Origin of the sequence: Shinella sp. BE166, from assembly GCF_051201095.1 — a bacterium.
GTDB classification, from domain to species: domain Bacteria; phylum Pseudomonadota; class Alphaproteobacteria; order Rhizobiales; family Rhizobiaceae; genus Shinella; species Shinella lacus.
Map to the genome: position 1 here is coordinate 97375 of NZ_JBPEHL010000004.1, position 20153 is coordinate 117527.

The 20153-nt window shown below is 63.9% G+C and carries 21 protein-coding genes; 4 read left to right on the forward strand and 17 right to left on the reverse strand.

Annotated elements, in window-relative coordinates; genetic code table 11:
- Positions 1–22: 22 nt before the first annotated feature.
- From J2Y63_RS11115 to J2Y63_RS11130, 4 genes are all read left to right on the forward strand, one after another.
- Positions 23–1015: an ABC transporter substrate-binding protein gene (locus J2Y63_RS11115; protein WP_256121081.1), complete on the forward strand. Its 993-nt coding sequence runs from the start codon at positions 23–25 to the stop codon at positions 1013–1015.
- A gap of 363 nt (positions 1016–1378) precedes the next feature.
- Positions 1379–2539: an efflux RND transporter periplasmic adaptor subunit gene (locus tag J2Y63_RS11120; protein ID WP_435266553.1), complete on the forward strand. Its 1161-nt coding sequence runs from the start codon at positions 1379–1381 to the stop codon at positions 2537–2539.
- A gap of 123 nt (positions 2540–2662) precedes the next feature.
- Positions 2663–5974, forward strand: a complete 3312-nt coding sequence (locus tag J2Y63_RS11125) for an efflux RND transporter permease subunit (RefSeq protein ID WP_435266128.1) — start codon at positions 2663–2665, stop codon at positions 5972–5974.
- Positions 5975–6102: 128 nt separating this feature from the next.
- On the forward strand, positions 6103–6786 hold the full coding sequence (locus J2Y63_RS11130) for a Crp/Fnr family transcriptional regulator (RefSeq protein WP_435266129.1): 684 nt from the start codon (positions 6103–6105) through the stop codon (positions 6784–6786).
- Here the strand turns inward: J2Y63_RS11130 and ureG are convergent.
- The 17 genes from ureG to J2Y63_RS11215 form a co-directional block, all read right to left on the reverse strand.
- Entirely contained in the window at positions 6783–7394 is a 612-nt protein-coding gene (gene ureG, locus J2Y63_RS11135; protein ID WP_435266130.1) for an urease accessory protein UreG, read from the reverse strand. The two genes, J2Y63_RS11130 and ureG, sit on opposite strands and share 4 nt — an antisense overlap.
- Positions 7395–7425: 31 nt before the next feature.
- Entirely contained in the window at positions 7426–8115 is a 690-nt protein-coding gene (locus J2Y63_RS11140) for an urease accessory protein UreF (RefSeq protein ID WP_435266131.1), read from the reverse strand.
- Complete coding sequence (gene ureE, locus J2Y63_RS11145) at positions 8087–8557, reverse strand: urease accessory protein UreE (protein ID WP_435266132.1); 471 nt, start codon at positions 8555–8557, stop codon at positions 8087–8089. The genes J2Y63_RS11140 and ureE overlap by 29 nt, the downstream gene beginning before the upstream one ends.
- 157 nt (positions 8558–8714) lie before the next feature.
- A complete protein-coding gene (locus J2Y63_RS11150) occupies positions 8715–9548 on the reverse strand; it encodes a GGDEF domain-containing protein (protein ID WP_435266133.1) in 834 nt (277 codons plus the stop codon).
- 159 nt (positions 9549–9707) lie between these two features.
- Entirely contained in the window at positions 9708–11414 is a 1707-nt protein-coding gene (gene ureC / locus J2Y63_RS11155; protein WP_435266134.1) for an urease subunit alpha, read from the reverse strand.
- A gap of 3 nt (positions 11415–11417) precedes the next feature.
- Entirely contained in the window at positions 11418–12062 is a 645-nt protein-coding gene (locus tag J2Y63_RS11160) for a Urease operon accessory protein (protein ID WP_435266135.1), read from the reverse strand.
- A 9-nt stretch (positions 12063–12071) separates the two neighbouring features.
- Entirely contained in the window at positions 12072–12503 is a 432-nt protein-coding gene (locus J2Y63_RS11165) for a lysozyme inhibitor LprI family protein (RefSeq protein ID WP_435266136.1), read from the reverse strand.
- Between the two features lies 1 nt (position 12504).
- Positions 12505–12810 carry an urease subunit beta gene (locus tag J2Y63_RS11170; protein WP_327508573.1) on the reverse strand — a complete coding sequence of 102 codons (306 nt, stop codon included), beginning with the start codon at positions 12808–12810 and terminating at the stop codon, positions 12505–12507.
- A gap of 10 nt (positions 12811–12820) precedes the next feature.
- Positions 12821–13075 carry a DUF1272 domain-containing protein gene (locus J2Y63_RS11175; RefSeq protein WP_435266137.1) on the reverse strand — a complete coding sequence of 85 codons (255 nt, stop codon included), beginning with the start codon at positions 13073–13075 and terminating at the stop codon, positions 12821–12823.
- Positions 13076–13079: 4 nt separating this feature from the next.
- A complete protein-coding gene (locus J2Y63_RS11180) occupies positions 13080–13382 on the reverse strand; it encodes an urease subunit gamma (protein WP_256121068.1) in 303 nt (100 codons plus the stop codon).
- A 94-nt stretch (positions 13383–13476) separates the two neighbouring features.
- Positions 13477–14316, reverse strand: coding sequence for an urease accessory protein UreD (locus J2Y63_RS11185; RefSeq protein ID WP_435266138.1), 840 nt, complete (start codon positions 14314–14316; stop codon positions 13477–13479).
- A gap of 152 nt (positions 14317–14468) precedes the next feature.
- Entirely contained in the window at positions 14469–15587 is a 1119-nt protein-coding gene (locus tag J2Y63_RS11190; protein ID WP_256121066.1) for a branched-chain amino acid ABC transporter substrate-binding protein, read from the reverse strand.
- A 114-nt stretch (positions 15588–15701) separates the two neighbouring features.
- Positions 15702–16046: a DUF6867 family protein gene (locus tag J2Y63_RS11195; protein WP_256121065.1), complete on the reverse strand. Its 345-nt coding sequence runs from the start codon at positions 16044–16046 to the stop codon at positions 15702–15704.
- A 21-nt stretch (positions 16047–16067) separates the two neighbouring features.
- Positions 16068–16793 (reverse strand): ABC transporter ATP-binding protein, encoded by a 726-nt coding sequence (locus J2Y63_RS11200; protein WP_256121064.1) that lies wholly within the window; start codon positions 16791–16793, stop codon positions 16068–16070.
- Positions 16790–17710: an ABC transporter ATP-binding protein gene (locus tag J2Y63_RS11205; RefSeq protein ID WP_435266139.1), complete on the reverse strand. Its 921-nt coding sequence runs from the start codon at positions 17708–17710 to the stop codon at positions 16790–16792. The genes J2Y63_RS11200 and J2Y63_RS11205 overlap by 4 nt, the downstream gene beginning before the upstream one ends.
- Positions 17710–19098 (reverse strand): high-affinity branched-chain amino acid ABC transporter permease LivM, encoded by a 1389-nt coding sequence (gene livM / locus J2Y63_RS11210; protein WP_435266140.1) that lies wholly within the window; start codon positions 19096–19098, stop codon positions 17710–17712. The genes J2Y63_RS11205 and livM overlap by 1 nt, the downstream gene beginning before the upstream one ends.
- Before the next feature lie 3 nt (positions 19099–19101).
- A complete protein-coding gene (locus J2Y63_RS11215) occupies positions 19102–20004 on the reverse strand; it encodes a branched-chain amino acid ABC transporter permease (RefSeq protein WP_256121061.1) in 903 nt (300 codons plus the stop codon).
- Positions 20005–20153 lie beyond the last annotated feature (149 nt).

Below are 20153 nucleotides of genomic sequence, written 5' to 3' on the forward strand. Positions count from 1 at the left end.
CAAAAAGAAAGAGGGAACTGACATGAAAACGAAGATCGCATCGCTGCTGCTGGCAAGCGCCTTCTCGCTTGCCGCGTTCCAGGCGCACGCCGCCGACAAGGTGACGCTCCAGCTGAAATGGGTCACCCAGGCCCAGTTCGCCGGCTATTACGTCGCCAAGGACAAGGGGTTTTATGAGGAAGAAGGCCTCGACGTCGAGATCAAGCCGGGCGGCCCGGATATCGCGCCCGCGCAGGTGATCGCCGGCGGCGGCGCCGATGTCGTCGTCGACTGGATGCCTTCCGCGCTCGCCACGCGCGAAAAGGGTGTGCCGCTCGTCAACATCGCCCAGCCGTTCAAGTCTTCCGGCATGATGCTGACATGTCTCAAGGAATCCGGCGTCACCGGCCCGGAAAACTTCAAGGGCAAGACGCTTGGCGTCTGGTTCTTCGGCAATGAATATCCGTTCCTCTCCTGGATGGCGCACCTGAAGATCCCGACCGATGGCGGCCCGGACGGCGTGACGGTGCTCAAGCAGGGTTTCAACGTCGATCCGCTGATCCAGAAGCAGGCCGCCTGCATCTCCACCATGACCTACAACGAATATGGGCAGGTGCTCGACGCCGGCATCAAGCCGGAGGACCTGATCACCTTCAAATATGAGGACCAGGGCGTCGCGACGCTGGAAGACGGCCTCTACGTGCTGGAAGACAAGCTCGCCGACCCGGCCTTCAAGGAGAAGATGGTCAAGTTCGTGCGCGCCTCCATGAAGGGCTGGAAATACGCGGAAGCGAACCCGGACGAAGCCGCCGACATCGTGCTCGAAAACGATTCGACCGGCGCCCAGACCGAGGCGCACCAGAAGCGCATGATGGGCGAAGTCGCCAAGCTGACGGCCGGCTCGAACGGCGCGCTCGACGAGGCGGACTACAAGCGCACCGTCGCCTCGCTGCTCGCCGGCGGTTCGGACCCGGTCATCTCCAAGGAGCCGGAAGGCGCCTGGACACATGCCGTGACGGACGAAGCCCTGAAGTAGCACCGGCCTTCCGAAGGCTTTTCGCGTGCGGGGCCTAGGTCCCGCACGTTTCGTTTGAAGGCCCGGCAAACCTGCGACAGTGCGTCACGATTGCCATGGAAATGCCAAACGCATAAAATAATGAGGCACCATTCCGTTACCTCTTGTAAGGGTGACGGACGCCGATTACATACACCCATCAGTTGGAACCTGGAGAGGCCGCCAAGCCGTTTCCGTGTCCGCCAATCTGCTCGGGAACAGCATAAGTCCGGCAAGAACTTAAAAAGAACGCCCGGACCTCGATCGTAAAGTCATGCTTTTGGGAAAGTTCGGCCTATGGCTTCTGGACACAGGAAAGTCCTCTTTCTATCCGTCGCCGCTTTCATGACGGTCCATCCGATTGTTCTATTCGCCGCCGATGCGGCAACGACCGACGCCGCCGCCACCACGCAGGTGCAGAACTTGCCCGCGATCGTCGTCACCGCCGCTGAAACGCGCGAGGTCATCGACCGCGTCATCGCGACCGGTTCGGTGCAGGCGGTCGAGGAAGTCTATGTGACGCCGCTCGTCGACGGCCTTTCCATCCGCACGCTTGCCGCCGATGTCGGGGATACGATCGCAGCCGACGGCACGCTCGCAACCCTGAACGACGATGCGCTGGTGCTGGAAAAGAGCCAGACCGAAGCCTCGCTCGCCAAGGCGAAAGCCGCGCTGGCGCAGATCAAGGCGCAGCTCGTCGAGGCCAAGGCCAATTCCGACGAGGCCATCCGAGTGCGCGAGCGCGCCCAGAAACTCGTCAAGTCCGGCTCGCAGTCGCAGGCCGCCGCCGACCAGGCGCTGGCCGCGGCAGACGCCGCCCTCGCCCGCGTCAACTCCGCCGAACAGGCGATCGCGGTCTCCGAAGCCGACATCACCGTGGCCCAGTCCCAGATCGACGACATCGACCTGCGGCTTGCCCGCACGGCGGTGAAGTCGCCGGTGGCCGGCGTTGTTTCCGTTCGCACGGCAAAGATCGGCGCCATTGCCAGCGGCGGGGCCTCGCCGCTCTTCACGGTCATTCGTGATGGCGAGATCGAGCTGAAGGCCGATGTCTCCGAAGACGGTATCCTCAAGCTGGCGCTCGGCCAGAAGGCGACGGTGACGCTCGCCGGCGGTGCTGCCAAGCTCACGGGCACGATCCGCCTCATCGAGCCGACGCTCAACCCCGACAGCCGTCTCGGCCGCGTCTATATCCGCTTCGACGAGCCCGGCAAGGCACGCGCCGGCATGTTCGCCAGCGCGGAGATCGTCGTCGAGCAGCGAGAGGGCGTCGTCCTGCCGCTCTCGGCCATCACGACGGCCGATGGTAAGACGGTGGCCCGCAAGGTCGAGGACGGCGTCGTCAAGCTGGTGCCGGTCGAGACCGGCATCCAGGACGGCCAGGTGATCGAGATCGTCAGCGGCCTTGCCGCCGGAGACGAGGTGGTCGCCAAGGCCGGCGCCTATGTTCGCGATGGCGACCGGGTCAATCCGGTGCATGCCGAACAGGCTTCGGCCACGAAATGACGTGAAGGCCCCGCGGATAGCGGGGGCAATGCCGGGCGTGGGGCGCCTGGTCATATACGGGCAAGCCGGAGTGGGGCCGGCAGCCTGAACAACGTCTGGTCTCTTATCGAGGACTTTGGGGACATGAACTTTTCAGCTTGGTCCATTCGCAATCCGATTGCGCCGCTGCTCGCCTTTTTCCTGCTGATGTTCGTCGGCATCCAATCCTTTTATGCGCTGCCCATCACGCGCTTCCCCAATATCGACGTGCCCGTCGTCGCCATCACCGTGAACCAGAGTGGTGCGGCCCCTGCGGAACTCGAATTGCAGGTCACCAAGGAGATCGAGGACGCGGTCGCCGGCATCGAAGGCGTCGATGACATCACCTCGACGGTCACCGACGGCAGCTCCGTCACCTCCGTGCTCTTCGAGATCGAAAAGCCGACGGACCAGGCGCTTCAGGACGTCAAGGACGCGATCGACCGCATCCGCAGCGACCTGCCGGCCTCGATCGAGGAGCCGGTCGTCACCAAGATCGACGTGGAAGGCCAGGCGATCCAGACCTTCGCCGTCTCCTCGCCGAACATGACGCTGGAAGAGCTCTCCTGGTTCGTCGACGACAAGGTGAAGCGCGCGTTGCAGGGCCAGGCCGGTATCGGCAAGATCGACCGCTATGGCGGCGCCGACCGCGAGGTGCGCGTCGACCTCAACCCGGACAAGCTCGAATCCTTCGGCATCACCGCCGCCGATGTCAGCCGCCAGATCCGCAATATGAATGCCGATGTCGGCTCTGGCCGCGGCCAGATCGCCGGCGCCGAACAGGCGATCCGCGTGCTCGGCGATGCCCGCTCCGTCGAAAAGCTCAACAACACGATGGTGGCGCTGGCGAACGGCCGCTTCGTGCGGCTTTCCGAACTCGGCACCGTCACCGATACCTATGAGGAGCCGCGCTCCTTCTCGCGCTTCAACGGCAATCCGGTCGTAACCTTCGCCGTCTTCCGCTCCAAGGGCGCCAGCGAAGTGACCGTCGCCGAATCCGTCGCGAAGTCGCTGGAAAAGGTGCGTACGCAATTCCCGGACGTCTCGATCCAGCTGGTCGACGACGCCGTCTACTTCACCTACGGCAACTATGAAGCCGCCCTCCACACGCTGATGGAGGGCGCGCTGCTCGCCGTCATCGTGGTGCTGCTCTTCCTGCGCAACTGGCGGGCCACGCTGATTTCCGCCGTGGCGCTGCCGCTGTCGGCGATCCCCACCTTCTTCGTCATGGATCTGATGGGTTTCTCGCTGAACCTCGTCTCGTTCCTGGCGCTGACGCTCGCGACCGGCATTCTCGTCGATGACGCGATCGTCGAGATCGAGAACATCGCGCGCCACATCCGCATGGGCAAGACGCCGTACCGCGCCGCGATCGAAGCCGCCGACGAGATCGGCCTCGCCGTCATCGCGACGACCTTCACCATCATCGCCGTCTTCGTGCCGGTCTCCTTCATGCCGGGCATTCCGGGCCAGTATTTCATCCAGTTCGGCCTGACGGTGGCCGTCGCGGTGTTCTTCTCGCTCGTGGTCGCGCGCCTGATAACACCGGTCATGGCGGCCTATCTCATGCGCTCGGGCGATGCCGACGGCCATGGCGAGGAGAAGGAAGGCGTCTTCATGCGCGGCTACACCTGGCTCGTCAGCAAAACGACGGGCAAGTGGTACGCCCGCTATGCGACGCTGCTTGCCGCCATCGCCTTCCTCATCGGCTCGGTCATGCTGCTCGCCACCGTTCCCGGCAGCTTCCTGCCGCCGGAAGACGCCTCGCGCGTCGTGCTGTCCGTCGAACTGCCGCCGGATGCGATGCTGGAGGATACCGACCGCACGACCACGCAGATCTTCGAACGGGTCAAGGGCATCAACGGCGTCGAAAGCGTCTTCGTGCTCGGCGGCTCGTCGCCGAAGGGCGACCTCGAACTCCGCCGCGCCTCGGTGACGGTCATCCTCCACAAGCTCGAACATTCGCTCGTCCATAAGCTGGTCAACGATGTCGCCGGCCGCATTCCGGTGATCGGCCCCTACCTGCCGAAGGTCGAGACGACAGGCCGCATCCGTCCGCAATGGGATATCGAGAAGGAACTCTTCGCGACGCTCCGCGAAATTCCGGACGTGCGCATCATCAAGCTCAATGACCGTGGCGAGCGCGACCTCGCGTTCAACCTGCTCTCCAACAACGAGGCGGACCTCAACAACACCGTCGCCGTGCTGGAATCGAAGCTGCGCGCCGATCCGGTGCTCTCGAATGTCAGCTCGGAAGGCTCGCTGCCGCGACCGGAACTGCAGATCCGCCCGCGTGACGACCAGATGGCGCGCCTCGGCATCACGACGGCGCAGATCTCCGAAGTGGTGCGCGTCGCCACCATCGGCGATATCGACGCGCAGTTGAGCAAGGTGTCACTGGACGATCGCCTGATCCCGATCCGCGTGCAGGTCGACCGCAGCTTCCGCACCGACCTCGCCGCCATCCGCAACCTGAAGGTCCAGGCGGCGAACGGCCAGGTCGTGCCGCTCTCCACCGTGGCGGATATCGACTATTCCGAAGGCCCAAGCTCGGTGAAGCGGCATAACCGCAATCGCGTCGTGCAGATCGGGTCCGACCTTCAGCAAGGGGTAGCGCTCGATACGGCCAGTGCCCGGTTCAAGGAGATCGCCGCCAGCACCGACATGCCATCCACCGTGCAGTTCGCGGAAAGCGGCGACGCGGAAGTTCAGGCGGAGATGCAGCAGTCCTTCGGCAATGCCATGCTGCTGGGCGTGCTGCTCGTGCTGATGGTGCTGATCCTGCTGTTCAAGGACGTCATCCAGCCCTTCACCATCCTGTTCTCGCTGCCGCTCGCCATCGGCGGTGTGGCGGCGGGCCTGATCCTCACGCAGAACGCGCTCTCCATGCCCGTCCTCATCGGCATCCTGATGCTGATGGGCATCGTGACGAAGAACGCCATCCTGCTTGTGGATTTCGCCATCGAGATGATGCATCACGGCATGGACCGCGTGGAGGCGATGATCGAGGCTGGCCGCAAGCGCGCCCGCCCGATCGTCATGACCTCCATCGCCATGTCGGCCGGCATGCTGCCCTCCGCACTCGGCGTCGGCGAAGGCGGCTCGTTCCGCTCGCCGATGGCGATCGCCGTGATCGGCGGCATCATCGTCTCGACGGTGCTGTCGCTCGTCGTCGTGCCCTCCTTCTTCCTGATCATGGACGACGTCTCCCGCTTCCTCGGCTGGCTCTTCGGCCGCTTCGTTGGCAAGAAGGACGACGAGTTGCTGGCCATGGAGCCGGAGGCGCTGACCCGCCTCGCCGACCAGACCGCCCGCGACGTCTCGGACCTCGAAAAGCGCATCGAGACGCTGGAAAAGAAGAACGGCGAGCGAAAACCGTTCAGCGTGGTGCACCACTCGGCACTCGCCGCGGAATGAAACAAACGGCCGGTGCGAACCGGCCGTTTTTGTTTTGATTGATCGAAATCAAGTCGGACTTGCCCGCCCTCGCCTATCGTCCTCGCATCAAAAAGCGAGACCGCCTGCGGGAGCATGGAGTGAGATCGATGAACAGGCTGATGAAACCCGGTGCACGGGAACGGGAAACCCTGCTGAATTCCGGCCTCCTGTCCGTGCTCGGCGTGGAAAGCGTTGCGGCGATGATGGAGATCGCGGCCATCGGCAACCTGCCGGCCCGCCAGATGCTGTTTCGCGAGGGCGAGCCCGCCGACATGCTGCATTGCGTGCTTTCGGGCTATATGCGCGTCTACAAGCTCGACCCGGACGGACGCGAAGCCGATGTCGAACTCTACGGCCCGGGCGACCTCATCGGCGCCAGCGTCGTGCTCGATGGCGGCCGTTATGCCGCGACCGCCCAGGCCGCCGAACCCTCGCTGATCGCCCGCTTCGACCTGAAGCGCGTGCGCGATATCGCGAGCCGCCGGCCGGACCTCGCCATCGCGCTCGCCAGCGCGCTTTCGGCGCAGCTTTCCCGGGCCTTCGCCAGCCTCGCCGACGACCGGCTGCACACCGCCCCGCAACGCGTGGCGCGCTACCTGCTTGCCCATTGCCCGGTGGAGGGCAAGCCCACGAGCTTCCGCCTGCCCTACCAGAAGAGCCTGCTCGCCGGAAAACTTGGGCTGGCGCCCGAAGCGCTGTCGCGCGCCTTTTCCATGCTGCGCAGCCACGGCGTCAACGTGCGCGGCCGCCTCGTCCATATCGGCGATCCGGAAGCCTTGCGACGAATCTAGAGCCCACCCTGCACCTTGAGAAAGTCGACGATGCACTCGACGCCCTCGCCCCGCTTCATATCGGAAAAGACGAAGGGGCGGGCGACGCGCATGCGCTCCGCATCCCGTTCCATCACGTCGAGATCGGCGCCGACATGCGGAGCCAGGTCCTTCTTGTTGATGACGAGAAGGTCCGAGCGGGTGATGCCCGGTCCGCCCTTGCGCGGGATTTCCTCGCCCTGGCAGACGGAGATGACATAGATCGTAAGGTCCGCAAGGTCAGGTGAGAAGGTGGCCGCCAGGTTGTCGCCGCCGGATTCGATGAAGACCACGTCGAGATCGGGAAAGCGTCGGTTGAGATCGGCGATGGCCTGGAGGTTGATCGAGGCGTCTTCGCGGATCGCCGTGTGCGGGCAGCCGCCCGTCTCCACGCCGACGATGCGGTCTGACGGCAACGCCTGCATGCGCACCAGCGCCTCCGCATCCTCCTTCGTGTAGATGTCGTTTGTGACGACGGCGACGGAATAGTGTTCGCGCATCGCCTTGCAGAGCTTTTCGGTGAGCGCCGTCTTGCCCGAGCCGACGGGGCCGCCGATGCCGACGCGCAGGGGACCGTTCTTCGATGTCATTCCAAATCTCCGTCCTGAAAAATCTGCCGGCTCATGAGCGAAACAGCCGGACCGATAATGTCTCGTGCCGAAGGCTCGATATATCGGCGCGAATGGTCGACGAGCCGAGGTCGTCGAGCGTCGATGCCGACGCCGTTGCCGCAAGCGCGATGATCTGCTCCTCCAGCCCCGCCAGCGTCGCCACCCCGTCCCGCTGGCCGATGACGCCGCAGCGGATGGCGACCGAGACGAGGTTCGAGACGACCGCATGCAGATAGGCCGCAAGCGCCGCCTCGGCCGCTATGCCATGCACGCCGGAAACGGCGCCGACGGCCACCGGATAGGCCGCCTTGTCCAGCACCGCCAGCACCGGATGCGGCCAGCTCAATGCCGCGGCGAGAAAGGCCTCGCCCTGCAGCATCGTTTCGCGATGCCGCTCCGCCGAGCCCGAAAGCGCCTCCGCCAAGGCCGCAACTTCCGCCAGCCGCTCCCGGTCGTCGGCGATACGGTGGGCCTCGGCGAACAGCACGGCGTCGTTCCAGAGGTTGCCGTGCGACAGAAGGCTCGCGAGCCAGTCGCGCAACGCGCCGGCTTCAACGATATCGCCGTCGCTCACCGCCTGTTCCAGGCCGCCGGAATAGGAGAAGGCGCCGACCGGGAAGGCCGGCGACAGCCAGGTCATCAGCCGCACCAGCGCGACGGGCGATGCCGTCTCAGCCATGGTCGTGGTGGTGATGGCCATGTCCCGTGCCGTGATAGGCGCCGCGCAGCGGATGGAAGGGTTCCGACACCTCGCGCACCGACGCACCGAGCCCGATCAGCATGTCGCGGATGACGTGGTCGCGCAGGATGAGGATGCGACCCTCCTCGAACTCCGCCGGCAGGTGGCGGTTGCCGAGATGCCAGGCGAGCTCGACGAGGTGCAGCCGGTCTTTCGGCGTCACCTCGTAGAGCGCTTCTTCCGCCGCGATCACCTCGATCGTCTCGCCTGACTCGGCGAGCAACAGGTCGCCATGCGAAAGCTGCACCGGCTCCTTCAGGTCGAGCATCACGACGTCGTCATGCTGCATGTGCAGGAGCTTGCGGCGTACATGGCGCTGGTCGTGCGACAGCACGACGATATCGATGGGCGTGCGGTTTCCGCCGGTTCCGTGCGGCAGGATTTCCGTGGAGCGATAGGGCAAGGGGCGACCTCGGGCGTCGATGCATAGGACGGCGAGAAAAGCATGTTTGCCCGGCCAAGGAAACCATCGAAACGGCCACCTACGTCATTTGCCGTAGGTGGCGACTTGCCTTCGCATTTCCGAACGCAAAACCGTTTCACACTTTTGCTGGAAATGCTTAACGCCTACGTCCGCCCGCCGCGACCCGGCGGCTCGGCTCCAGCAGGCCCTCGCCCTCGTCCTCATGGATCGCCCGGTCGCGGCCGAGCGACTTGGCGAGGTAGAGCGCATGGTCCGCCGCCTCGAAGACCGCGTCGAACGGCCGGTTCGCCGGCCGGTCGGCAATGCCGGCCGACATGGTGACGGCGACCGTGCCATGGGCGGTCTCGACGCGGCGCGCGGCGACGGAGCGGCGCGCCTCCTCGACCAGCAGGCTGCAATCGCCACGATCCTCGCCGTGGATGAAGACGGCAAACTCCTCGCCGCCGAAACGCCCGACGAGATGGTTCGGCGCAAAAACCCGTTGCAGCTCCTCGGCGATGGCGACGATGACCTCGTCGCCTGCCGCATGGCCATAAACGTCGTTGACGGCCTTGAAGCGGTCGACGTCGAACAGCACGAAGAAACCGTTAACGTTTGCCGCCACCATCTCCTCGGCGAAGGCGCGCCGGTTGAACAGGCCCGACAGCGGATCGAGCCGGCTCAGCCGCTCGAATTCAGCGCGCGACAGCGCCATTTCGTGGACGGCGGTGCCCAGCAGCCAGGCGAGCAGCGCCGACACGCTCGCCGCGATCATCACCGTCGTGGAGGTGTTGAAACCAAGCGCTTCACTGAAAGGATAGGGGAAAAAGCTGAAATTCGTGAGGATTGCCGCAACCATGAGGTAGGTCGCGGTGGCAAGCGTGATCGCCACCAGAACGGTGTTCAGCACGAAAGTCGAAATGTCGGCCCGTGTCCGGAAGACACCGACCTCCCACTGGGCCCTCAGCCAAAGGGCCAGCCTGCCACGCATAAATCTCTCCATCTTGAACGGAAGGATATTACGCGAGTTCCTTTCAGATTCGTCTAAAGCAGTCGGTACAAGTTTAACTGTCCCGTTTTGAGGCTAGATAACTCCTCGTTTCTACGCAATTCCGGACGCAAAACCGCTGCGCACTTTTGCTGGAATTGCTTAGAACAGGAAATACCGCTGCGCCATCGGCAGCACGGTCGCGGGCTCGCAGGTGAGCAATTCGCCGTCCGCACGCACCTCGTAGGTCTCCGGATCCACCTCGATATGCGGCGTCAGGTCGTTGAGGATCATCGAGGCCTTGGAGATTTTTCGCGTGTTGCGCACCGGCAGGAGCTGCTTGGCGACGCCGAGGCGCTCGCGCAGGCCCAGATCGATCGCCGCCTGCGAGACGAAGGTGACGGAGGAATTGGTGCGCATCTTGCCGAAGGCGCCGAACATCGGCCGATAATGCACCGGCTGCGGCGTCGGGATCGAGGCATTCGGATCGCCCATCGGCGCCATGGTGATTGTGCCGCCCAGAAGCACCATGTCGGGCTTCACGCCGAAGAAGGCGGGGTTCCAAAGCACGAGGTCCGCCCGCTTGCCGACCTCGATGGAGCCGATCTCGTGGCTGAGGCCCTGGGCGATTGCCGGGTTGATCGTGTATTTCGCGATGTAGCGGCGGATGCGCAGGTTGTCGTTTTCGCCCGTCTCGCCGGCAAGCCTGCCGCGCTGGCGCTTCATCTTGTCGGCGGTCTGCCAGGTGCGGATCGCCACCTCCCCGACCCGGCCCATCGCCTGGCTGTCGGAGGAGATGATCGAGAAGGCGCCGATATCGTGCAGGATGTCCTCGGCCGCAATCGTCTCCTTGCGGATGCGGCTTTCGGCAAAGGCGATGTCCTCGGGGATCGACGACGACAGGTGATGGCAGACCATCAGCATGTCGAGATGCTCGGCGATCGTGTTGACCGTGTAGGGCCGCGTCGGGTTGGTCGAGGACGGGATGACGTTGGCATGGCCGCAGACCTTGATGATGTCCGGCGCATGGCCGCCGCCCGCCCCTTCCGTGTGGAAGGCGTGGATGGTGCGGCCCTTGATGGCGTCGATTGTGTCCTCGACGAAGCCGCTTTCGTTCAGCGTGTCCGTGTGGATCATCACCTGCACGTCGTATTCGTCGGCAACGGACAAGCAGCAGTCGATTGCCGCCGGCGTCGTGCCCCAGTCCTCGTGCAGCTTCAGCGACGAGGCGCCGGCCTTCACCATCTCCTCGATGGGCGCGGGCAGCGAGGCATTGCCCTTGCCGGCAAGCGCGAGGTTCATCGGGAAGGCATCGAAACTCTCGATCATGCGCTCGATATGCCACGCGCCCGTGCAGGTCGTCGCGAGCGTGCCATGCGCCGGGCCGGAACCGCCGCCGAGCATCGTGGTGATGCCGCTTGCCAGCGCCTCGTCGATCTGCTGCGGGCAGATATAGTGGATATGGGCGTCCATGCCGCCGGCCGTCAGGATTTTTCCCTCGCCGGCGATCACCTCCGTCGAGGGGCCGACGATGATGGTGACGCCGGGCTGCGTATCCGGGTTTCCGGCCTTGCCGAGCCCGGCGATGCGGCCGTTCTTCAGGCCCACATCGGCCTTGAAGATGCCGCTGTGATCGATGATTAGCGCATTGGTGATGACGGTATCGACCGCGCCCTCGGCGCGTGTCGCCTGGCTCTGGCCCATGCCGTCGCGAATGACCTTGCCGCCGCCGAACTTCACCTCGTCGCCATAGGTGGTGAAATCCTTCTCCACCTCGGCGAAGAGCTCGGTATCGGCAAGCCGCACCTTGTCGCCCGTGGTCGGACCGAACATGTTGGCATAGGCGGCGCGGGACATTCTGTAGGACATGGTTCAGGTTCCCCGGGAGGCAGGTGTCGTGTTCTGGTGGTCGAGACGTTCGAGGCGGCCGGCGGCGATCTGCCCATCCGTCCAGCGCCGCTCCGCGGCGAAGGGATGCCATTCCCAGCCCTCATGGCCAAAGCCGGCGATCGCGACGCGGTCGCCCGCCCCGGCGATCGCGTCGAGCACGTAAGCAATGACGATCAGGCCCGAGCTCGGCACCACATAGGGCGACGGATCGAAAGCCGAAAGTGCGGCGTCGAGCGCCTGGTGGGTCGCGGCCGGAACGACGCTCAGCCGCCGGCCGGTGGCGCGCGCGAAGGTTTCGAATCCGATCGTATAGTCGTCGCAGAAATCGTCGAGATCGGGATGGCTCATGGCAAGCGGCGCGCGCATGGCGGCGAAACTTTCCGACGCCCGCACGCACAAGAATTCCCCCGCCTGCCGCACCGGTTCGCTCGTCTTCCAGCGCCCGCCGCCGAGCATGCCGAGCGCCGGGCGGCCGGTGTTGCAGACGGCGACGACATCGGTCTTCCGCCCGCCACGGCCGGCCGAGCGGCAATCGTTGAAGCGGATCACCAGGTCGGCGGCATCGATCGCCCCCGCCACACCCTCGGGGATGCTGCCGTTTCCGACGATGGCGATCCTGCGCGACACCGGCGGCCCTCAGTTTTCCGATTCGTAGACGGTTTTCAGTTCCGCCGTGCGCTTCTGCGTGAGATCGGCAAGGCAGCCGGAAACCAGCATCGGCTCCATCGAGCCGCCGCGCGCCGCAAAGCCGGCCAATTCGCACTGGCCGTCGCGATAGCCGATCCAGGCGCGCTGCGCGCGCTTCAGCGCATCGACGGCGCCGACATAGTGCTCGCCCATATCCTTGGCCTGTACGTCCATCTCGCGCGCCGCATCCATCGCCTTCTTGTAGACGGCGTTCAGCTCCGTATCGGCGGTCTCGTAGTCGCGATGGGCGCAGATATTCATGTCCATCTGCGTCATGGCGTTATCGCAGTCGACCTCAGGCTCGTTGTCCTGCGCGACCGCGAAGGTAGCCGGGACGAGGAGGAAGGCGGCGGCAAGAAGGGTCCGGAAATGCAACGCCATGTCAGAGTTTTCCCATCACGCTCTGGCGGAAACCGTAGATCTCGCGCTTGCCGGTGAAGGGAATGAGACGAACCGTGCGCGTTTGCCCCGGCTCGAAGCGCACCGCAGTGCCGGCGGGGATGTCAAGGCGCAGGCCGCGGGTCGTCTCACGGTCGAAGGCGAGCCCGGCATTGGTTTCGTAGAAATGGTAGTGGCTGCCCACCTGGATCGGCCGGTCGCCGGTATTGGCGACGTCGAGCGTGGTCACCGGCAGGCCGGCATTGAGTTCGATGTCGCCGCTGGCGGCGATGATTTCACCCGGGATCATGGTCTTCCTCTCACGCGGCCTTTGCCGGCCCGCAGCCTTCGGCTTTCAGGACCCGCTTGGTGGATGCCGGATATTTTGCAAGCAGCGCCGCCGGCCGCACCGGTCGGCGCGTGAAGTCGCCGCCGCAATTTGGGCAGGCGCCGCCAAGAACGCCCGTCACGCAGTCGGCGCAGAAGGTGCATTCGAAGGTGCAGATCATCGCGTCCGGGCTTTCCGGCGAAAGATCGCGGTCGCAGCATTCGCAGTTGGGCCTGAGTTCCAGCATGATCCTACCGTATCGGTTCGTGCACGGTCACGAGCTTCGTGCCGTCGGGAAAGGTCGCTTCCACCTGGATGTCGTGGATCATCTCGGGGATGCCCTCCATCACCTGGTCGCGCGTCAGCACATGGGCGCCCGCCTCCATGAGGTCGGCGACGGAGCGGCCGTCGCGCGCACCCTCGACGACGAAATCGCTGATCAGCGCGATCGCCTCGGGATGGTTGAGCTTCACGCCGCGCTCCAGCCGCCTGCGCGCCACGATCGCCGCCATGGCGATCAGCAGTTTGTCCTTTTCGCGGGGAGTGAGATTCATAGGCCGTCCATCGCTTGATTCCGATCGCGCCTACTATGCAAAGGTTTTGCGCGCGCGACATACGCAAAACAGGAAGGTGGCGCATGGAGGCGCATTACAGAGTCCAGACTTTCGGCACGCTCGCGCCGTTACGCAAGTGCGAAATAAGCGGCAGGAGTTTTTTTCTGAGGGCGAAGCCGTCGTCCGCCACCAGGCGCGCCACCAGCTTGTCCTGCCAATGGCTGACGCCGCCATCGGTTTCGCCCAGAAGCCGGCGCAACGGTTCCAGATGGGCTTCCGCCTCCGGGCCGCAAAAGAACACGGTGGCGAAGGCGCGCGCGCCGGCCAGCACCGCCCGCTCACCCGTCAGCGCCGCCACATCGCCCGAAAGGCTCGCCTCCTCCGCATGGATCAGCCTGCCGGCGCGGCGGATGCGCCAGCGGTCGCGGAAAAGCCCGGTCTCCATCTGCTCGCCCATCGCCTTGCGGCCGAGCAGGATGGCCTCGACGGCCAGGAAGCGTGCGTCTTCCGCAAGGTCGACCTCCAGCCGGCGGGTGAGCGAGGAGCGATCGAAGAGAATGGTTTCCTGCGGCAGCCAGTCGACCCGCGCGCCGGCGCCGACCTCGATGCGCGTCTCGACCGTCGCGGTGGAGGCGCTCGCCTTGTAGATCCGCTCGCAGGCCTGCGTCGTTACCGTCAGCCGCGTGCCCGCCGCTGCCGAAAGATACCAGTCGATGCGGTCGCCACCCGTCAGCCCGCCGGCCGTGTTGATCAGCACGGCCTCCATCGTTCCGTCGAAGGTCTTTGGCAGACGGATTTTGGCGCAACCGTCCTGATAGAGCACGTCGAGGCGCGTGCCGGCGGCGGACGATTTCGCGGCAAGCCGCCCCTGCCCGCGCGCCCGTTGCGGCCGCGGCAAAGCGCCTTCCCCTTGCTGAACGGGTGGTTGTTCCATGGATGCTGTCATGCCGGCAGGTTCCCCGATGCGGCCCTCCGGCGCAAGCGCTCGCGCGTGCGGTCGGCCATAAAAAAGCCCGGCGCGAAGGCCGGGCTCGAAGCTGAGACGGTCGGGCGGCGTGCATGCGCCGCCCATTCCGCGTGAGACGATTATTCGTTCTCGACGTAGGTGTACTTGCCGTCTTCACCCTTCTTCCAGGTGTAGAGGACGTAGTCCGGGCGGGTGATGTCGCCCTTTTCATCGAAGCCGAGTTCGCCGATGGCGGTCTGGAACGGACCCTTCGACTTGATGGCTTCAGCAACAGCCTGCGGATCGATGCCACCGGCAGCCTTGGCGCCTTCAGCGATGACCTGGACGGCAGCGTAAGCGTAGAGCGTGTAGGCTTCCGGCTCGAAGCCGGCTGCGCGGAACTTCTCGACGAGGTCCTTGGCAGCTGCGTTCTTGCGCGGATCCGGAGCGAAGGTCATCAGCGTGCCGTCAACGGCGTCGCCGGCGATGGAAGCCAGTTCGTTCGAGACGATACCGTCGCCCGAGATGAACTGAGCCTTCAGGCCCTGGTCGGCAGCCTGGCGCTCGATGAGGCCGAACTCGGTGTGCAGGCCGCCCCAATAGACGACGTTGACGCCGGCTTCCTTCATCTTGGCGATGAGAGCGGAGAAGTCCTTGTCGCCGACGTTGACGCCTTCATAGATCACTTCCGTGATGCCGGCTTCGTTCGTCGCCTTCTTGGTTTCGTCTGCGAGACCCTGGCCGTAAGGCGTCTTGTCGTGCAGAACGGCGACCTTGCCATCCTTGAAGTTTGCAGCGATGAAGGCACCGGCTACCGCGCCCTGCTGGTCGTCACGGCCGCAGGTACGGAAGGTGTTCCACAGACCGCGTTCCGTGTAGGTCGGGTTGGTGGACGCCGGCGAGATCTGCAGAACGCCGTTTTCAGCGTAGATTTCCGAAGCCGGGATGGAAACGCCCGAGTTGAAGTGGCCGACAACGAACTTCACGCCGTCAGCAACGAACTTGTTGGCAACGGAAACGCCCTGCTTCGGGTCGGAGACGTCGTCGCCGAGCACGATCTTGACCTGCTCGCCGTTGATGCCGCCAGCTGCGTTGATGTCGGCAGCAGCCTGCTCGGCACCCTTCTGGAGCTGTGCGCCGAAGGCAGCGTTCGGGCCGGTCAGCGGGCCGCCGACGCCGATCAGGATGTCGGCCCATGCGTTGCCGCTGAATGCGACCATTGCAGCCAAAGCAACAGCCGACAGGAGAGACTTCTTCATTGTGTTACTCCCAAAATTAAACGCGGGCTCGTTTTCAACCGGTCGCAACACCCGCATCATTGCGCCGATATGCTTTATCCCGCGGCCAGGAGGCGGTCGCGGAGTTCCCTCTGGTTATTTAGACTTCCATGAAAAGAGCGAAGCCTTTTCATAGAGCCAGTAGTAGTTGTTGGTCATTTGCCGCGTGCGATAGTAGCGGTAACCGAGCGTAGCAAACAACAAAAGCACGGCGGTGTCCACGACATAGTACTGCACCGTCAGCATGCTGCCGTGGAACAGGGCGTGGTGGATGAAGCGGATGGCGACGCCGAGCAGAGCCACGTAGATCAGCAGCGTCGTATAGTTCTGCCAGTTCTCCGCAACGCTCTTGCCGGTGCGCCAGGCAGTCCAGCCGCCCATGATGACGGTGATGAACAGGAACTGCCAGATGGACGGTTCTTCGTAGAGAATTCCCTGCATTTTTTTCTCCTCTCGACCGCCCTAGTGGCGTCCACCTTCAAGATAGGCGGCGCGCACTTCCGGATTGGCCAGAAGTTCCTTGCCCGAACCGCTCATCGTCACCTGGCCGTTGACCATCACATAGGCCCGGTTGGAGAGCTTGAGAGCGGCGAAGGCGTTCTGCTCGACGAGGAACACGGTCAGGCCCTGCTCCTGGTTCAAGACCTTGATGGCGTCGAAGATCTGCTTGATGATCAGCGGCGCAAGACCGAGCGACGGCTCGTCGAGAAGCAGCAGCTTCGGACGCGCCATCAGCGCGCGGCCGATGGACAGCATCTGCTGCTCGCCGCCCGAAAGCGTGCCGCCGCGCTGGGCCTGGCGTTCCTTGAGGCGCGGGAAGAGCGTGAAGATCTTCTCCACGTCCTCGTTGAAGAACTTCAGATTGTCGAGGCTCGCGCCCATCTGAAGGTTTTCATAGACCGTCATGCGCGGGAAGATGCGGCGCCCTTCCGGCGATTGCGCAATGCGGCGACGCGCGATCAGATGCGTCGGCACGCGCGTGATGTCCTCGCCGTCGAAGGTGACCGTGCCGGTACGCGCCTGCGGACTGCCGCAGATCGTCATCATCAGCGTCGACTTGCCGGCGCCGTTCGCACCGATCAGGCTGACGATCTCGCCCCTCTTCACCTCGACATTGACACCGGCGAGCGCGCGGATGTTGCCGTAGTAGGTTTCCACGCCCTGGACGCTGAGAAGCGTATCACTCATGCGTGCGACCCTCCCTGCGGGCCTTCGCTCTCGGCGATAACCTCGATCTCTTCAATCACCTCTTCGACCTCATCGTCTTCCACACCGAGATAGGCCGCGATAACCTTCGGATCGTTCTTCACATGGTCCGGCGTGCCGTCGGAAATCTTCTGGCCATATTCGAGCACGACGACGTGGTCGGAGATTTCCATGACCACCGACATGTCGTGCTCGATGAGCAGGATCGACGTGCCGCTGTCTTTCCGGATCGAGCGCAGCAGCTCGTTGAGCGTCAGCGATTCCCGCGGGTTGAGGCCCGCCGCCGGTTCGTCGAGGCACAGGAATTCCGGCCCCGTGCACATGGCGCGGGCGATTTCCAGGCGGCGCTGCGCACCGTAGGGCAGGTCGCCCGCCGGATCGTCGGCGCGATCGATGAGGTTCGCCTTCTCCAGCCAGTATTTCGCGATATCGACCGATTCGCCTGCAGCCTTCTTGTAGGTCGGGAAACCGAGCAGGCCGAGGATCGTGTAGCCGGACGCCTTCATCAGCATGTTGTGCTGGGCGACGAGCAGGTTTTCCAGCACGGTCAGGCCCGAGAAGAGCCGGATGTTCTGGAACGTGCGCGCCACCTTGGCATCGCGATTGACCTCGAAGTCGGTCATGCGTTCCAGCAGGAACTCCTTGCCGCCCTTCTGGCGCATGGTGATCATGCCCATGGTCGGCTTGTAGAAGCCGGTCACGCAGTTGAAGACCGTGGTCTTGCCCGCACCGTTCGGGCCGATCAGCGCGGTGATATCGCCGCGATGCGCCTCGAAGGAGAGGTCGTTGATGGCCATGAGGCCACCGAAGCGCATCGAGAGATGCTCGACTTTCAGGATGGGATCGTTCGTCATGGTCTTTGTCGCTGTGTTCGTCGCCACGTTGGTCAGGGTCGCCATCAGCCGTGCCCTTCCTTGGTGAAGCTGCCGGAGACCGCCTTGCGTTCCTTGAGGAACGCTGTCGGCTCACGGCTTCCGACGAAGCCACGCGGCTTCCAGACCATTACCACCACCATCGCGATGCCGAAGATCAGCATGCGGTAGAGTTCCGGCGTGAAGTCCGGGCCGAAGACCGCCTTCAGGAAGGTCATCTCGCGCAGGAGCTCCGTGCCGCCGACCATCACCGCCGCAGCGATCGCGATGCCGACGAGCGAACCCATGCCGCCGAGAACCACGATGGCGAGGATGATCGCCGATTCGAGGAAGACGAAGCTTTCCGGGGAGACAAAGCCCTGGCGCACGGCGAAGAAGGAGCCGGCAAAACCGCCGAACATTGCGCCGATGGAAAAGGCCGTCAGCTTGGTCGTCACCGTGTTGATGCCGAGCGAGCGGCAGGCGATCTCGTCTTCACGCAGCGCTTCCCAGGCCCGGCCGATCGGCATGCGGCGCAGCTTGATCGTCACATAGGCGGTCAGCAAAGCGAGTGCGAGGATGAGATAGAACAGGAAGATCTTGTAGTAGGCCGACGACATGGGTAGGTCGAAGGCCTTGGCGAAGTTGTTCGGCGCGCTGACGTCGAAGGACCAGATGCCGAAGACCGAGGCTTTCGGAATGCCGGAGACGCCGAAGGTGCCCTTGGTGACTTCCGTCCAGTTGATCAGCACCAGGCGGATGATTTCCCCGAACGCGAGCGTCACGATGGCGAGATAGTCGCCCTTGAGGCGCAGCACCGGGAAGCCGAGGATCATGCCCCAGAAGGCGGCGAGGATACCGGCGAGCGGCAGGAGCACCCAGAAGGAGAAGCCGAACTGCTGCGACAGCAGCGCGTAGGAATAGGCGCCCACCGCATAGAAGGCGACATAGCCGAGGTCGAGCAGGCCGGCGAGGCCGACCACGATGTTCAGGCCCCAGGCAAGCATCACGTAGATGAGGATCTGGATGCCGAAATTGTCGACCCACTTCAGCGAGCCCTGCACGCCGAACAGCATGACCATAAGGGGCGGATAGACGAGCAGCGCGACGATCGCGATCTTCGAGAAGTTGCGCTTGAAGAAGCTGAATTCCTCGTCCACGGGCCTGGCCGCGGCACTCGCCTTGCGGGCTGCCGCCCAGGGCCGCAGATAGGCGACCGAGAGGAAGCGGCCGACGGCGGCGACGATCACGAAGATCGCCAGCAGCCCCCAGCGCTGGTTGATCACCAGCTCGTTGCGGATGTTCTGCGTGGTCTCGAGACCGACGAAGAGGACGAAGAGGCCGAGCGAGATGACGCCGGCATAAAAGCCCTCGCGCAGAGCCTGCGCCGTCAGGTTACCGCCGGCGCGCTCAGACGTGTTTGCAATGTTGGTCATGGATCAAACCTTCTCGACTTCCGGTCGTCCGAGAATACCGGACGGCTTGAAGATCAGGACGATGGCGAGGATGGAGAACGTCGCGACGTCCTTGTAGTCGATGGTGAAGTAGGCGGACCAAAGGCTCTCGATGAGACCGATGAGCAGGCCGCCCAGAACCGCGCCCGGAAGCGAGCCGATGCCGCCCAGAACCGCGGCCGTAAAGGCCTTGACGCCCGGAATGAAGCCATCGGTGAAGACGGTCACGCCGTAATACATCAGGTACATCGTGCCGGCGACGGCCGCGAGCGAGGCGCCCATGATGAAGGTCACGGAGATCGTCCGGTCGACGTCGATGCCGAGCAGCGCCGCCATCTTGCGGTCCTGTTCGGTTGCCCGTTGCGCTCTACCCAGCGAGGTCTTGTTGACGATATACCAGAAGGTCGTCAGCAGGATGACCGTCAGCACCATGATGATCAGCTGTTTCAGCGAGATCGAGATGCCGAAGACGTTGTAGACCGACGATACCAGCGGCGGGATCGGCTTGTTGCGCGGACCCTGCGTGACCTGGATGAAGTTCGACAGCGCGATCGACATGCCGATGGCGGTGATCAGCGGCGCCAGGCGGAACGAACCGCGCAGCGGCCGATAGGCCACCTTTTCGATCGTCCAGTTCCACAAGGATGCCGTCAGCATGGCCGCAGCGATCATCACCAGCAGCAGCAAAACCACCGGAAGACCGGCAAACACGCTGGTGAGGAGAAGGAAGACGATGAGAGCGGCGAACCCGCCCAGCATGAAGATATCGCCATGGGCGAAATTGATCATGCCGATGATGCCGTAAACCATGGTGTAGCCGATGGCTATCAATCCATAGATAGATCCAAGCGTCAGCCCATTGACGAGCTGCTGGACAAAATATTCCATTTGCAATCCCCCGGATGCGGTTCCTGATCGGCCACATCTCTTGTTCTTAACGCTCTTTTTTGAGCTTGTTAGACGAAGGGGATTCCATACCGCTTTCGATACAAAAGGGAAGCCCAAAAAGCCGGGATCGACAATTTCTTTAGCAAGAA